15 protein-coding genes are annotated in these 15,707 nt (G+C 47.7%); 10 read left to right on the forward strand and 5 right to left on the reverse strand.

Annotated elements, in window-relative coordinates; genetic code table 11:
* Positions 1–209: 209 nt before the first annotated feature.
* The 5 genes from AB4111_RS20890 (at position 210) to AB4111_RS20910 (ending at position 6,388) form a co-directional block, all read left to right on the forward strand.
* Entirely contained in the window at positions 210–977 is a 768-nt protein-coding gene (locus AB4111_RS20890; protein ID WP_442033070.1) for a GTP cyclohydrolase II, read from the forward strand.
* A 193-nt stretch (positions 978–1,170) separates the two neighbouring features.
* Positions 1,171–1,740, forward strand: a complete 570-nt coding sequence (locus tag AB4111_RS20895; protein WP_253441645.1) for a glycerol-3-phosphate responsive antiterminator — start codon at positions 1,171–1,173, stop codon at positions 1,738–1,740.
* Positions 1,741–1,768: 28 nt separating this feature from the next.
* Positions 1,769–3,256, forward strand: coding sequence for a glycerol kinase GlpK (gene glpK / locus AB4111_RS20900; protein WP_442033071.1), 1,488 nt, complete (start codon positions 1,769–1,771; stop codon positions 3,254–3,256).
* A gap of 400 nt (positions 3,257–3,656) precedes the next feature.
* Positions 3,657–5,315: a glycerol-3-phosphate dehydrogenase/oxidase gene (locus AB4111_RS20905; RefSeq protein ID WP_442033072.1), complete on the forward strand. Its 1,659-nt coding sequence runs from the start codon at positions 3,657–3,659 to the stop codon at positions 5,313–5,315.
* Positions 5,316–5,383: 68 nt separating this feature from the next.
* A complete protein-coding gene (locus AB4111_RS20910) occupies positions 5,384–6,388 on the forward strand; it encodes a Gfo/Idh/MocA family protein (protein ID WP_253441643.1) in 1,005 nt (334 codons plus the stop codon).
* Between the two features lie 108 nt (positions 6,389–6,496).
* Here AB4111_RS20910 and AB4111_RS20915 read toward each other — a convergent pair whose 3' ends face one another.
* Complete coding sequence (locus tag AB4111_RS20915) at positions 6,497–6,796, reverse strand: winged helix-turn-helix transcriptional regulator (RefSeq protein WP_026081419.1); 300 nt, start codon at positions 6,794–6,796, stop codon at positions 6,497–6,499.
* 430 nt (positions 6,797–7,226) lie between these two features.
* Between AB4111_RS20915 and AB4111_RS20920 the strand changes: the two genes are divergently transcribed.
* Positions 7,227–7,607 carry a DoxX family protein gene (locus AB4111_RS20920; protein WP_442033073.1) on the forward strand — a complete coding sequence of 127 codons (381 nt, stop codon included), beginning with the start codon at positions 7,227–7,229 and terminating at the stop codon, positions 7,605–7,607.
* A 191-nt stretch (positions 7,608–7,798) separates the two neighbouring features.
* Here the strand turns inward: AB4111_RS20920 and AB4111_RS20925 are convergent, their stop codons facing one another.
* The 3 genes from AB4111_RS20925 to AB4111_RS20935 all read right to left on the reverse strand — a co-directional run bounded on the left by AB4111_RS20925 (position 7,799) and on the right by AB4111_RS20935 (position 9,471).
* Positions 7,799–8,317 (reverse strand): AbrB/MazE/SpoVT family DNA-binding domain-containing protein, encoded by a 519-nt coding sequence (locus AB4111_RS20925; protein WP_253441641.1) that lies wholly within the window; start codon positions 8,315–8,317, stop codon positions 7,799–7,801.
* Positions 8,318–8,422: 105 nt separating this feature from the next.
* Positions 8,423–9,103, reverse strand: a complete 681-nt coding sequence (locus AB4111_RS20930) for an LrgB family protein (RefSeq protein ID WP_442033074.1) — start codon at positions 9,101–9,103, stop codon at positions 8,423–8,425.
* Positions 9,100–9,471, reverse strand: coding sequence for a CidA/LrgA family protein (locus AB4111_RS20935; RefSeq protein ID WP_442033075.1), 372 nt, complete (start codon positions 9,469–9,471; stop codon positions 9,100–9,102). The genes AB4111_RS20930 and AB4111_RS20935 overlap by 4 nt, the downstream gene beginning before the upstream one ends.
* A gap of 155 nt (positions 9,472–9,626) precedes the next feature.
* Here AB4111_RS20935 and cidR point away from each other — a divergent pair, with 155 nt between their 5' ends.
* The 4 genes from cidR to AB4111_RS20955 all read left to right on the forward strand — a co-directional run bounded on the left by cidR (position 9,627) and on the right by AB4111_RS20955 (position 13,036).
* Positions 9,627–10,511 carry a cidABC operon transcriptional activator CidR gene (gene cidR, locus AB4111_RS20940; RefSeq protein ID WP_074092657.1) on the forward strand — a complete coding sequence of 295 codons (885 nt, stop codon included), beginning with the start codon at positions 9,627–9,629 and terminating at the stop codon, positions 10,509–10,511.
* Positions 10,512–10,622: 111 nt separating this feature from the next.
* Positions 10,623–11,480, forward strand: a complete 858-nt coding sequence (locus tag AB4111_RS20945) for a carbon-nitrogen hydrolase family protein (protein ID WP_091035930.1) — start codon at positions 10,623–10,625, stop codon at positions 11,478–11,480.
* Between the two features lie 80 nt (positions 11,481–11,560).
* Positions 11,561–12,235 carry a GNAT family N-acetyltransferase gene (locus AB4111_RS20950; RefSeq protein ID WP_442033076.1) on the forward strand — a complete coding sequence of 225 codons (675 nt, stop codon included), beginning with the start codon at positions 11,561–11,563 and terminating at the stop codon, positions 12,233–12,235.
* A gap of 129 nt (positions 12,236–12,364) precedes the next feature.
* The gene (locus AB4111_RS20955; protein WP_442033077.1) at positions 12,365–13,036 is read left to right on the forward strand and encodes a GNAT family N-acetyltransferase; all 672 of its coding nucleotides are present in this window, start codon (positions 12,365–12,367) and stop codon (positions 13,034–13,036) included.
* Between the two features lie 531 nt (positions 13,037–13,567).
* On the opposite strand, the gene AB4111_RS20960 is transcribed toward AB4111_RS20955, so the two are convergent.
* A complete protein-coding gene (locus tag AB4111_RS20960; protein ID WP_442033078.1) occupies positions 13,568–15,550 on the reverse strand; it encodes an LTA synthase family protein in 1,983 nt (660 codons plus the stop codon).
* Positions 15,551–15,707 lie beyond the last annotated feature (157 nt).

Genomic DNA, 15,707 nt, shown 5'->3' on the forward strand with positions numbered 1-15,707 from the left:
GTGTCCATTGCGTAACATAAATTGGGTAGTTACTTTAAAAATAAAAGTTACTTGACACATTATAATTTTTATTCTAAACTAACTTACATAAAGTAACTAATGATGATGAGAATAATATAGATACGTACTATATAACATCCGAGTGATCCATTTTCGCTCTGGATGCGAATCAATCAACAGACAAGTTGGCCTAAACAGGAGGAACGACAATGATCAATTCACATATTATTCAACTGCTTGCCCCCAAAATTCAGACTTTTCCGAGTGGAAAAGAGTTCATATACCTGGTGGGACCGATCAAGCTTCCGGTTAACCTCGATGGGGAGACCAAGACCTTTCAGTGGTATAGCTGGATGAAATCGGACAAAGCGATGGAAAGCAGCGAGTTAATTGAATCTCTAGCTGCTGCTGAACTGGCAGAGCGTCAACAATCCAGTGTTCTGGTGTATGGCGATTTTGCTGACGCACAAGAAGCATTAATTCGGATGCACAGCATTTGTCATACAGGCGACATCTTTGGCAGCAAACGCTGTGATTGCGGTTTCCAGTTGGAGCAATCCATGAAAATGATCGCTGCTCACGGAGCAGGTGCACTGTTCTATCTTGCGAACCATGAGGGACGTGGCATCGGTCTGTTCAGCAAAGCGATGGCGTACATTTTGCAAGAAGAAGGTCTGGATACGGTAGATGCGAACTTGCAGCTTGGATTCACGGACGACGCTCGTAATTATGACGATGCAATTGCTGTGTTGCGTGCACTTCGCTCCGCACCGGTAACATTGATTACCAATAATCCGCGGAAGCTGGCTGCCTTGCAGGAAGCGGGATTGAATGTGGGCGGACGTGTCCCGCTGTGGGGAGATCGCTCTGCGTTCAATGAAAAATATCTGCAGACCAAAGTGAACCGTTCCGGTCACTTGGCAGAAAATGATGGCTGGGCCGGGGCAGATACGCTGCTTCCACATGCACAGGCTTAATCATAATTCATAGACGTATTCGATTAGCTGATTAGCCGCTGCTGTACTCTCCATTATGGAGAAATACAGCAGCGGCTTTTTGGTGTGATCATGTTTCCCGGTAACCAGCTTTTCCTGATTTACGGAATGGCTTGCCGTTCCCACAGGGCGGATTATACAATATAGGCATCTGATGAATGCGGGAGGAACGAAGGTGCCATTTGAGGGACAACGTATATTGCCAGCTGCGAAGAGCATGAAGCAGTTTGAAGCGATGATTGAAGGCCCTTATACCTATGGGGTGATGCTGGAAACCCATATTGCACAGCTTCAGAGTGTGATGGACGAGGCGCGGCGGTATGACAAAAAGATACTTTTGCATGCAGATCTGGTACAGGGATTGAAGAATGATGAGTATGCGGCAGAGTATCTGTGTCAGCACATTCGTCCGGCAGGACTAATCTCTACACGTGCAAGTGTCATTCAGAAAGCGAAGCAGAAGGGGATTATGGCTATTCAGCGTATTTTTCTGCTGGACACTCATGCTCTGGAGAAAAGTTATCTGTTGCTGGCCAAAACTCAACCTGATTATATTGAAGTACTACCTGGCGTCATTCCGCATATTATTGCGGAAGTGTCTGTGCGTACCGGTATCCCTATTATTGCAGGGGGATTGATTCGATCACCGGAAGAGGTTGAACTTGCGCTTGGTGTCGGGGCTACGGCAGTGACCACATCCAATGCAGATCTGATCCGTCACTTTGAGAAATCGCTTACACCGTAAAAAGAACCCACAACAGGAGGTTATCTGTATGGAAAAGTATATATTGGCTCTGGATCAGGGAACGACAAGCTCCCGAGCTATTCTGTTTAACCGTGATGGAGAGATCGTGCACATTGCACAGCAGGAATTCCCCCAGTATTTCCCCAAGCCGGGCTGGGTAGAGCAGAATGCCAACGAAATCTGGAGTTCCATTCTTGCCGTGATGGCTTCATGTCTGGCAGAGAGCGGCATCAAACCCGTTCAGATTGCGGGAATTGGAATTACCAATCAGCGGGAGACTGTTGTGGTGTGGGACAGAGAAACAGGCAGACCCATCTATAATGCAGTGGTATGGCAGTCCAGACAGACCGCAGACATCTGTGAAGAATTGAAGAAGCAGGGACTGGGGGACCTTTTCCGCCGCAAAACAGGATTACTGATCGATCCTTACTTCTCGGGAACGAAGGTGAAATGGATTTTGGATCATGTCCCTGGTGCCCGGGAGCGGGCAGAGAAGGGTGAATTACTGTTTGGCACGATTGATAGCTGGCTGATCTGGAAACTAAGCGGGGGGACACATGTCACGGATATATCCAATGCCTCACGTACCCTGATGTATAACATCTATGATCTGCAATGGGATGACGAATTGTTGGAAATCCTCGACATTCCTAAGGCCATGCTGCCAGAAGTACGAGGTTCATCCGAGGTGTATGCACACACGACAGACTATCATTTCTTCGGTCATCGGATTCCGATTGCGGGAGCGGCAGGAGATCAGCAGGCAGCGATGTTTGGTCAGGGTTGTTACACCAAGGGCAGTATGAAAAATACATATGGTACCGGATGTTTCATGCTCATGAATACGGGAGAGAACCCGGTGCAATCCGATCACGGACTGATTACGACCATTGCCTGGGGGATGAATGGCAAGGTTGAATATGCGCTTGAAGGCAGTATTTTTGTAGCAGGTTCAGCGGTTCAGTGGCTGCGTGATGGATTAAGAATGCTTCGATCATCCAAAGACAGTGAGGACTACGCCTCACGCGTGCCTTCGACGGATGGTGTATATATGGTACCTGCTTTTGTGGGACTGGGCAGTCCATATTGGGATAGCGAGGTTAAGGGTGCAGTGTTTGGCCTGACCCGAGGTACCACGAAGGAACACTTTATCCGTGCTACGCTTGAGGCGTTGGCGTATCAGACCAAAGATGTACTGGAGGCCATGGAATCCGACTCGGGTATTCCCGTGCATGCTCTGCGTGTGGATGGAGGAGCGGCGGCCAATGATTTTCTCATGCAATTTCAGAGTGATATTCTGGGCATTCCTGTCGAACGACCAACGGTGAATGAAACGACTGCATTGGGTGCGGCTTATCTGGCAGGATTGGCGGTTGGATATTGGACGAGTGCAGATGAATTGACCGATCATGAAAATACGGAGCGTGTCTTCCAGCCTGTTATGGCTGAGCAACAACGGACAGAACTGTATGCAGGCTGGAAACGTGCAGTAAACGCAGCGATGGCTTTTAAATAAAAGAAATGAAATGAATATTCCTTGGTGTGGGTATTTGTACTTTTTAACTAAACATATGTTATAAATGATATTTACTGGTGGAAAATGATGCATGATTTACAGGGTTATTTTTCCTGGAGAAGCCAAAACATATACCCACTATAAGGAAAAAAACAAGGTTAGTGGATTCATTTGAAATTCCATCCTTTGGCAGAACAAGTTTTTGAATTTTTTTTGAATAATGTGTCATTTCAGGACTTCACGCCGTGAAAAATCTGTGATAGGATAAAGGCACAAGTTAAAAAATGATGTCTGGAGATCGGGAGGGACCACGTGCCGCTCAGCAATTGCTGAGCGAATGACGTGGTCCTTTTTTTTGTTTTTTTACGGAAACACTAAGGAATCAATGGGAGGTTCAAGAATGACAAATACGTTCTCGTCAGCATACCGGACCGAATATTTGCAAAGCATGATGAATGCACATTTTGACATATTGATTATTGGCGGGGGGATTACAGGCGCAGGGATTGCATTGGATGCGGCTTCACGCGGATTGAAGACAGCGCTTGTAGAAATGCAGGATTTTGCAGCAGGTACATCCAGTCGTTCGACCAAACTTGTCCATGGCGGATTGCGTTATCTGAAGCAATATGAAGTGAAAATGGTTGCTGAGGTAGGGCGGGAGCGGGCTGTCGTTTATGAGAATGGGCCACATGTGACAACACCGGAACCGATGTTGTTACCGATCTATACGGCAGGTACGTTCGGCCGATTCAGCACATCCGTTGGACTGATGGTGTATGATCGGCTCGCCGGGGTGAAGCGCAGTGAACGACGCCAAATGTTGAATGCTGGAGCGGTGTCAGATAGTGAACCTTTATTACGCAAACAGGGGTTGTTGGGTGGTGGACTCTATGTGGAGTACCGCACTGACGATGCCAGGCTCACCATTGAAGTGTTGAAAGAAGCTGTCAAACGTGGGGCACAGGCAGTGAACTACGTCAAGGCGATAGGTTTCCTGAAGGAGGATGGCCAAATTACAGGTATCAAGGCCATGGATCAGATCGATGGGCAGACCTATACGCTGAAAGCAAGCAAGGTGATCAACGCTTCCGGTCCATGGGTGGACGGTCTGCGGGAATTGGATGGCTCGCGCCAGGGTAAAACGCTGCAGATGACCAAAGGCATTCATTTGGTCTTTGATGGTGAACGCTTCCCATTGAGGCAGGCCGTCTATTTTGATACACCAGATGGTCGAATGGTGTTTGCTGTCCCACGTGATGGCAAAACCTATGTCGGAACAACCGACACCGTATATCAGGACGATCCTGCACACCCGCAAATTTCCGACTCGGATCGCGATTATGTGATTGATGCAATCAATGGCATGTTTCCAGATGTGCACATTGGTACCGAGGACGTGGAATCCGGATGGGCGGGTGTGCGTCCACTCATTCATGAGGAAGGCAAGAATCCTTCCGAAATTTCACGTAAAGATGAAGTCTGGGTCTCTGATTCCAATCTGATTACGATTGCCGGGGGCAAGTTAACCGGATACCGTAAAATGGCCGAGATGGTCGTTGATCTGGTCGCACGCCAGATGGAGCAGGAGAGTGGACATCCCATAGGCCCTTGTGTAACAAAAAAGATGCCCATCTCTGGCGGTGACGTAGGGGGTTCGGCTGGATTTGTATCGTATGCGGAGCGCAAGATCAAGGATGGTGTCGCCTTGGGACTTGCTCGACCTGCTGCGGAGCGACTGGTCCGCACGTATGGTTCCAATGTGGAGGCACTATATGAGCGAATGCCCGATCCACGCACCAAGTCCGAGCTTCATGGCATGCCACAGGAGCTATTGTTGATGTTAAGTTACGCGATTGATGAAGAGATGGCTGTAACTCCGTCTGATTTTTTGGTACGAAGAACAGGTGATTTATTCTTCCGTATTGATGAAGTTCGTCGCTATAAAGCAGCGGTTATCTCGTATATGGCAGGTCGTTTGAACTGGTCTGAAGAGGAAGAGGTTAAACATACACAGGAACTGGATCAGCTGTTGCTGGAAGCATCCGGCAAAATCTGAGGCAGGATTTCAAGATCGAGAGTCGAATGGAACATGTAAGCGTGTAACATAGAGAGGGGATTACATCCATGACATTACAGATCGGAATCATTGGAACAGGCTGGTTCAGTAAGGTGCACGCGGATATTCTCGCACGGATGGAAGGTGTTCGTGTCGCGAGTGTCTGTGGAACAACGTTGGAAAAGGCAGAGGCTATGGCCTCTGTCTATGATGCTGTTGGTTACGGGGAACTTGAACATATGCTGGATGGTGAGAAGCTGGATGCGGTGTATATCTGTGTGCCTCCGATGTCTCACGGATCGATAGAGTCCGAATTAATCCGCCGCGGTATTCCATTCCTGGTGGAGAAACCTTTGAGCACCGGAATGGACGTGCCGCGTCAGGTGTTGGATCAGGTGCAAAAGAGCGGATTGTTAACCTCTGTCGGATACCATTTCCGTTATCAGGAGGCTGCTCAAGTACTGCAACAAGCGATGAAAGAACAGACGGTCGGCATGGCTCTTGGCCGCTGGATGGGCGGAATGCCAGGGGTTGCCTGGTGGCGGCGTCAGGACGGTTCTGGAGGACAATTCGTAGAGCAGACTACACATATTGTAGACTTGCTTCGGTATTGTGCAGGAGAAGTTACGGAGGTATATGCTGTAGCAGCTCAGCGAAGCATGCATGAGAAACATGAGCATGTCAGCGTTGCTGATGTGGCGAATGTGACACTCAAGCTGGAAAGTGGAGCGATTGCAAGCATCGCCAATACCTGTCTGTTGCCAGACGGGGAGGGCGGCGCAGGGCTTCAATTCTACACGGATGCAGGTGTGTGGGACTGGACACCAGAACGTTTGCTTCTGCCAAGTGCCGCAACACATGCGATGGCAGGCCTGGAGATTTCGGCAGGACCTAATCCATACGAGCGTGAGAATGAAGCGTTCATTCATGCCCTGCGTACCGGGGATCGTTCACGAATCCTGTCCGATTATGCGGATGCCTGCCGTACACAGGAGATTACGACAGCGGCGTTGGCATCGGCTGATTCCGGTCTGCCTGTCAAGCTTCAGCCCTCAAAGCATCTCTCTCATTAATCAAAGTTGAACGTAATATAAATACGCCTGAATCGGAAACTGATCGGCAGATCAGCCTGATTCAGGCGTATTTGTGTCGAGTGGAGATGAATGGAACGGCAATTCACATTACTCGGATTTCTGTTGTTTCAACCAGTCGGAAGACCAGCTGTAGATCTGATCAATGACAGGTTCAATCGCTCTGCCTTTGGGTGTTAATTCATACTCTACACGAGGAGGAATCTCCGGAAACATATGCCGGGTTACGATACCTTCCGTCTCCATTTCCTTCAATCTCTCCGATAAAAGTCGTCCACTGATCGCCATCTCTGCTTCAAGCTCCGTGAACCGTTTGGGTCCGGACAACAGTTGGTACATGATTAACAGTACCCATTTCTTGCCTATGATGTCTATCGCCTGAGTGATCATACAGGGACTTGGTGCTTTTGCTTTTCTCAGTTTCAACGTATTCACCTCGATTCAAGATCATTTTCTACGCAGTTGTATATGAAAGGACATGGTTTCTGCCACTCTTGGAATGGTAGAACATTCAAGTAAATGAAATGAGGGTTACTACAAAATATACTGTAACATACCTTTTGTATGTATTATACATCATACGGTGAAAAATTACTTGAAGAAATTATATTATTATTATATACTAACTTCATAAAAGTAAGTTGGTGATAAATAATACGTATAATATGAACGCGTACTATTTTGAAAATTGAACTGGGCTGAACGGTTGAAAACAGAGTGACCCTGTGGGAACTTTTACATAGATTCTTTTTTTACAATGTACAGCAAAAATAATCATTACATAGTAGGAACATATAATTTGTCACAGGAGGATCTACATATGAACAAAATTTTGGGTTATATTTTTTTGGTTGTGCTTGCAGGTGTGTTTGTCATGACGGGGTTTAATAAAATTAGTGGAGCAGACATGATGATTCAGACATTCGAGAGTTTCTCTTATCCAACATGGACCATGTATCTGCTCGGCGCTGCCGAATTGCTTAGTGCAGTCGGGCTGCTGATTCCACGGACTCGTATCCTGGCTTCTGGCATACTGACATTCATTCTAATTGGAGCCGTGGGAAGTCATCTAATCTATGCACAATATGCTGCGGTTCCATTCCCGGCTGTGTTGTTGGTAGCTAACATTATTGTCCTGATTGTGGGCATGCGCAGATTGGAAGCGGAAGAAGAAGGCCAGTTGGATGCGATTCAGGCATAAGTGAGAGATAAATAGAAGATTTGAAACGATATCATGAGATGGCCGCTGCAGATGAGCATAGGTCATCTTTTTTATGGTTGAATGGATTTTATATAAAAAAGAAGAACCCACGAAAAACAACGGGTTCTCTTGCAGCGGGACTTCCTGAATTGGAAGGTCTTCTGACTATAAATGATCAAATGCCATTTTGATTATAGTAACTTTTTTAATTGAGAGACGCGTCCTTGGCTAATGCCAAGCTTTTCCGCAATTTGCTGTTGAGCCAAACCAGGATTCTGTTCAACAATTTCTTTCATCTGTTGCAGCATGCGTGCCGTCTTTGGCCGCAGGTCCGGGTATTCTTGGTTGTCAGCTGTGGTCCCTTCTTCCCTAGCGGGAGATGAGACAGGGGCGGATTTGGTAGCAGGACGCTCCACGGGTGCAGGAGCCTGTTTGTTCTGAGGTACGAACCAGTCGGGAGAGTCATCCGGGTGTTTTAATTGAATTGCACAAGTCCGGCAGATGAATTGTTCTTTGAAATACATTTCCGTGTCTACATCACCGCAAAAAATACATAATGTTGATTTGTACTTTCTTAAAATCAACTCTTTCCCTTCAATGAAAAACTCAAGCGGATCGCCGATATGGATTTCCATCGTATCCCGCATTTCTTTGGGAAGGACAATTCGTCCAAGACGGTCCAGAGATCTCTTCATTCCGGTTCTTTTCATCGCATCTCCCCCGCAATATTCACAATTAAAACCTGTCCTTATTGTAAGGAAGAAAGGGCTTTAATACAACAATAATATTTCAAAAAAGTGGGATAATTCCATCTATTATGGGAAAATAAGTTTGGAAAGGATAGGTGCAACGGCTAAAGTGAATAATGCAGCGAGCACCATGGAGATGCTGGAGATGGTACCTGTCAGGGAACTCAGTTCAAATGCTTTGGATGTTCCTGTGCCATGGGCACCGGTTCCAAACAGTGTGCCTCGTGCAATCTCACCGTCAATGCGCAGCATCTTGACGATAGAAGGTCCCATAATCACCCCGAGCAGGCCGGTCATAATAACGAAAACAGCCGTCACTGCGGGAATGCCACCAATTGTAGCGGATACGTTCATGGCAATTGGGGTGGTGATAGAGCGCGGGATCAAGCTATGGATCAGGCCTGAATCCAATTGCAGCCATTTGGCAAGCAGGGCAGAAGACAGTACGGCAACCACCGATCCGGTCATGACACTAAAGACAATCTCGGAAATATGTTTTTTGAGTACATGGAAAAAGGTGTAGAGCGGTACGGCAAAAGCAACGGTGGCCGGTTGAAGAAGCAGACTCAGCCATTTGCCACCACTACTATACGTGGTATAATCCGTTCCCGTTGCGAGCAATATGCCAACGACAAGAAGCGGCGTAATGAGCAACGGAGACAGATACACTTTCGGCAGATTACGATACATTCGTTTGGCTACCCCATAGATCCCAACGGTTAACAACAAGCAGAGAAATCCAATCATCCAGTGTGACGCTCCTTTCGTTTGGCAATTCGTGTAGCCACCAGGCCTGTGCAGGACATGACCAGGAAAGTACTAAGTAGTACGATGAATAAAATCTGCAGTCCGTCATGCTCCAGCATGGGCATATAGTTCATGATGCCAACGGCTGACGGGATAAAAAATAATAGTAGTTCACCGAGCAGCCATGCAGCTCCAACTTCAATCCAGCGCAGCTTCACGACGCGAGTCTGAAGCAGAATGAATAGCACAACCATACCGAGAATCGAACCCGGTACAGGAAGATGGATAGTACGGGCCAGCAGGTCCATAAGTAGTGAAAAAACCATTAAGAGCGCAACCTGTGCAATACCGAGGCCCCATTTTTTCACTTCAATCCCTCCTTATATAATCAACGTAATCATTTGAGTTATTATGAAAATGAATCATTTGATATCATAAATTTTACATGGCATTCTTTCATGAGTAAAATGCATATTAAGAATGTTTATTATTCCATTTGTCTATGAGAGGTGGGAACCAACCGATGGATATCCGCCATTTGCAATATTTTCTGGAAGTTGCCCGGCAGCAGAGCTTCACCAAAGCCGCCGAGGTTCTGTATATCACCCAGCCGACCATCAGCAAGACGGTCAAGAGTCTTGAAGAGGAATTGGGGATCACGCTACTGGACCGTTATGGCAAAAAGGTGGAACTAACCGATGCAGGCCATGTGTTTTTCCGGCAGGCGCTTGAGATCGAAAAATCATTCCGCAGTCTGTCATCCGAATTGGACGATCTGATGAACTTGAAGAAAGGTCACTTGCGGATTGGCTTGCCGCCGATGGTGGGGTCCAGCTTTTTCCCCATGATCATTGGTGAATTTCACAAAGCCTACCCGCAGGTGACCATTCAGCTATTTGAGGATGGTGCCAAAAAAGTGGAGGCCGATGTGATCAGTGGTGCTCTGGATATTGGCGTTGCCGTACTGCCAACCGTGGATGAGCTGTTGGATCATTTTGTGTTTGTCAAAGAGAAGCTAAACCTGCTCGTACATCCCTCACATCCACTTGCGGGGAAAGAAGCGGTTGCGCTGCATGAACTGGAAAACGACGCCTTTGTACTCTTTCGGGAGGATTTTGCCTTGCATGACCGGATTATTGTGGCTTGTCAGCATGCGGGATTCCAGCCCCGTGTGGTATATGAGAGCTCTCAGTGGGATCTGCTCAGCGCGATGGTTGCCGCCAATCTGGGTGTAGCCTTACTACCGGAAACGATCTGTCGTGAGGTGGATCACATGCGCGTGCGCATTATACCCGTGGTGGAACCGGTGATTCCATGGCAACTCGGCATGATCTGGCGGAAGGACCGTTATCTGTCTTTTGCCACGAGAGAGTGGATTGGATTCACACAGTCGATGTTGGGTGAGTAAGGAAGCGATCGGGAGGTTGTTCTGTCATTGTATTGCCCAGTGTAAATACTCTTTTGTTGACCCCGGATCGTTGTTACAATGGAAGCATAATAATGGTGGAGGTGTACGAACATGAAACTGCGGGTATCCGCTGTACAATACCAATTGCACACAATCAGCTCGTTTGAGCAGTTCGCCGCTCAGGCTGAGCATTACATACGGACAGCGAGTGAATACGGAACTGAATTTGTGCTGTTCCCGGAATTTTTCACAACGCAATTAATGTCCATTGGGGACAAACAAGGCAATGCACTGACCATTGAAGATCTGCCGAACTTTACGGAACAATATGAACAACTGTTCACGTCACTTGCTGCCAAGTACGGTATGCACGTCATCGGGGGAACCCACGTCATTCGCCGTGAAGGGAAGCTATATAATACAGCCCACATGTTCTACCCGGATGGTCGCATCGTGCGCCAGGACAAGATTCACATTACGCCAACCGAAGTACAGGAATGGAACATGGCTCCCGGAGATGGACTTGAGGTGTTCGACACCGATAAAGGCCGTATTGCCATGCTGACCTGTTACGATATTGAGTTCCCCGAAATTGTGCGCATGGCCAAAGCCAAAGGTGCTGACGTGATCTTCTGTCCTTCCTGCACGGACGATCGTCACGGATTCTATCGTGTGCGTTATACGAGTCATGCCCGCGCGGTGGAGAATCAGGTGTATGTTGTGTTAACCGGAACGGTGGGTAACTTGCCGACGGTTGACTTCATGCGTGCCAACTATGGACAAGCTGCAATCATTACGCCGAATGATATCCCATTCCCGCCACGTGGCATTCTGGCCGAGGGTGAGATTAACAACGATATGATTGTGACCGCCGATCTGGATCTGGACTTATTATATGAGGTGCGTGAACGTGGATCGGTAACGACCTGGCGTGACCGCCGAACTGATCTGTATACCGATTGGGAGTAGGCAACTCCATTTATAAACGAACAGGACATCGGAACATTTATCAGAATTCATTTGTCAGTGGAAAGGGGCGATCCGGTAACATGTATACGAAAGAAATGCTGATCACCGACCCGGAGCGGAATGGTAAAAGGGTAAAGGCAGTCGTCCGCAATTATATTGCAGCCGACTTTGAGGAACTCATTCGCATTCAGGCGGAGAGTTTCCCTCCTCCTTATCCGGAAGAGCTGCTCTGGAGTCACGAGCAGCTCAACAGTCATGTGCAGCATTACCCGGAAGGGGCCATCTGCATTGAATTGGATGGAGAATTGGCCGGATCGATGACTTCGCTGCGGATGCAGTGGGACCCTGCACATCCGGCGAGTCATACCTGGGCCGAAGTAACGGATGACGGCTATATTCGTAACCACCAGTCGGATGGCAACACGCTGTATATTGTTGATCTCTGTGTTCGTCCGAAGTACCGCAAGTGGGGACTGGCTCAGCTTATGATGCAGGCGATGTACCACCTTGTCATTGAACAGGGTATAGACCGGTTACTGGGTGCTGGTAGAATGCCAGGTTATCATCTGGTTGCAGACCAACTGTCTGCGCAGGAATATCTGAACCAGGTGGCAGCGGGAGAAAGACGTGATCCGGTGATATCGTTCCTGCTTCGTTGTGGGCGCATGCCAGTTGGTGTGACCGCAGATTATCTGGACGATGAGGAGTCCTGCAATTATGCTGCCTTGATGGAGTGGCGGAATCCGTTTCGATAAGATTTGCTTCCTTGAGCTTTCAAGCCGCAAAAATTATAGCGATCACCATTACAGATCAAACCCCATTTTGAACGAGTTATATACACGAATGATTAAAAATATACATTCATATTAAGGAGGCATTTATCCATGGAATTCACGCGTATTACATCCATTAACGATCCATTGTTTGCCCAGATGCACAAGCTGATGCAGGAGATCTTCCCGCGGGAAGAAGTGCTGGACTTCCCCCTGTGGGAAGAACCGCTGGAAGATCCAGGTATTCGGGTGTTCGTAGCTGTGCATGAGGGACAAGTCGTTGGCGCGACAGAGTACCGTTATTACGAGGATTGGAATGTAGCCATGACGGACTTTACGATTATTGGGCGTGAAGGTCTGGGCATCGGCAGTTTCCTGGCGAATCACCGCAAGCGTGATCTGCAGAAGCTCGCGGCAGCGAATGGAAAAGAGTTGTTCGGCATGTTTGCCGAAATCTATAACCCATATCTGAGTCAGGATCACGAGTTTGGCGGGATCAAGCCGATGGACCCATATGTACGCCGCGAAGTATTGTCTCATCTGGGATACCAGCGTCTGGATTTCCCGTACGTTCATCCATCCTGGCAAGGGGATGGTGAAGCGGTTGGGGGCTTGGATCTTTGCTTCATGCCAGGCGATGAGTCGCTCAGTGAATTGCCATCCAGCCTGGTGGCTGATTTCCTGAATCGGTATTATGCGGTGCTACCGAATAAACCACAGGAGTGGCTTGCCATGGTAGAGCAATTGACTGCTCGCAAGTCGGTTGCGTTACTGCCGTTGTAAATGGGAGCGGGGCTGATCTGATGATGCCGTCGTAGATGGCTTGTCGTGTCCTATCCTGTCCCGTCCTGGCCCACAATAAAACGAATAGAAACCCATTAATCAGACCGTCATCGGTTTTGTTAATGGGTTTTTCGGTTTCTTTAAGACTATGTCGCAGCGAGCTCAAACGAATCTGAGGCGCCTTAATCAGGGATTTGAAGCATCCGAAGAAATTGAAGGAACCTGAGACACGCTATACCACAATAAATAGCCGTTTGTAGCGTTTTTGTCGATAGATTTTGAGGAATAACGTGTCTGATATTCTTTAAAATGTATAAAGAGGACATATAGGTCAAATAAGACGTCCTGTGTTCCTTAGAAAAACGTCAACCGATTCGCCAGAACAGGCAAGATAAAGCCACAAAACGGGTTTCAAAACTTTGCTTTCAGTATGTTGATATCCGTATAGCTTACCTGAGTTGAAGATACCCTAGATGATTAGTTCATTTCATTTTAGATGAAGCCTATTAGCTGTACATTAACGTTTCGTTTTTATTTCGCGCCCTTTCGATCCAGTAACTGGCTCAAATAACTATTGGACAAGTGTGCAAGATCCAATGCTCGATCATACTGTTCCTTGGTTATAAACCGTGAAGAAGAAACCTCACTGTTATTGGATGTAACTATTGCTGGTGGTACCTTGTCCGTCGAAATCTGCGGCGTCTCTTCCAAAGGAACATCCATCTGCTGTTGCCCGGCATCCTGTCTACCCGCATCAGCTAGGGAATAATGCGTTCCGTCCCCGTATCCTTTCGCCGGAATGAAGAGAGAAGCATCGTTTAGAACCGACCCGGAAGGAAGATAATATCGTTCGGGTAGAAGATTCCCGCCTTCACGCAGCAAATCCTGTCCGAAGTGTAATTGGTCCTCCAATGATACGCCGGTGAGTCCTGCAATCGTTGGCAGAATGTCCACCTGACCTCCGATCTGTTCCAGTTGCACACTCGGGGTAACGCCCGGGGCCGAGATTATGAGCGGAATATTAATCATATCTGCTGATGTGTAGTCCCGACCATACAACTCTTTCATGACGACTTTGTCTTCCCGATCCAGTGAATAGATGGGGAGCCCCAGGTGATCCCCATACAGGACGAGCAGGCTATTTTCCCATAATCCCCGTTCCTTCAGTCCTGCAATCAACTGTCCAACCGCCTGATCTGCATAATGCTGCGATATCAGATAATCACCGGGCAACGTATCTTTGTAACGCTCAGGCAGCGTCAGCTTCACCTTGTTTTCGGGCAAAGTGTACGGGTGGTGGGCTGACATGGAGATGATATGGGCATAGAAGGGATTGCCCGAAGACTGCATGGACTCCAGCTTATCCAGTGTTTTGGAATATAGTACTTCATCCGAGGCCGAGAAGGCGATAGAATCCTGTGTGCCGAAATAATCAATATCATAATACTGGTCGAATCCAAGTGCCTTGTATAACTGATCCCGATTCCAGAATCGAACATCATTTGTATGGAAGGTGGCTGTCTGATATCCGTTCGCTGCCATTAGCTTGGGTAGACTCGGCAGAGCTTTATCTGCATATACAGTCGTTGCTGCCCCGTTCGGTGGAGTGTAGAACGATGTATTCACAACGAATTCCGCATCTGATGTATTTCCTTGTCCGACTTGCTGATAAAAGTTCGGAAAATACAGGCTCTGTCTAGCCAATTCATTCAGGTTGGGCGTGATCTCCTGTCCATCCACCTCTAATCCAATCAGAAAGTTCTGAAAAGATTCCAACTGGAGCATGATCACGTTGCGTCCGCTGGCTGCACCCTGCTCCACAATCGCAGGAAGTTGAGTCGTTTGCTTCAGTTGGTGGATGGCAGCCTGATCAATGTGAGCAATGGGCACAAGTTCATCAGGTCGATCCAGGATGGTATATGCCTCGTAACCGAGGATGCCCATCTGTTCTGCTTGTGTAAGCTCACTCATGCTGGCCCGATTGGGATAAATGTTAAGCATGCACAGGATCATGGACAAGATCAGAATGACCGAAGCAACCCGTCTTCTGGCATGTCGTTCAAGCGGAATGCGATTCGGGCGTTCTGTACTCCCGAGTTTGATCCGACGACGAACGAGTATCCCCCCAATGATCAGTACGTCTGCAAAAATAAACAAATAATAGGGATCAAGCAAAGAGAACATGCTGCTCTTGACCGAAGTCACCTGATTCACCTGTGCCAGCGCGTGATAGTTAACGATTACACCGTAATATTTGTAGTACATGATGGCTGCAAAGAAAATCCCTGAGAGCAGCAAATTCATGGCAAGATACATCCACATCCGCCGCTTGGCAGCAAACCACTCAATTAGACAGAAGCCGATCCAGATGAGCGGCAATTCGGTCAGCAGAGGTTTCCAGATAGGGATGTCATCGAAGATAACGATCCAGGCCAGTGAGCTTTTGATCATCATGATGATGGTAAAGAATATAAAAGGTCCGCTTAGAAATCGGGTGAGTGAACTGCGTGACAAGGTACCGCCTTCCCTTCCGAAGTTTCATTTAACAAGTATTATCCTATCTCAGCATGGCTGTGTCAAAAATGAAAGCCTTCAACAATGGACGGCAAAAAACCTCTTCCACGCAGGAAGAGGTGTGTAAAGACATGGGTTACTGCGATAAAAGCCAGAT

The organism is Paenibacillus sp. 2KB_22 (assembly GCF_052115745.1).
Classification (GTDB): domain Bacteria; phylum Bacillota; class Bacilli; order Paenibacillales; family Paenibacillaceae; genus Paenibacillus.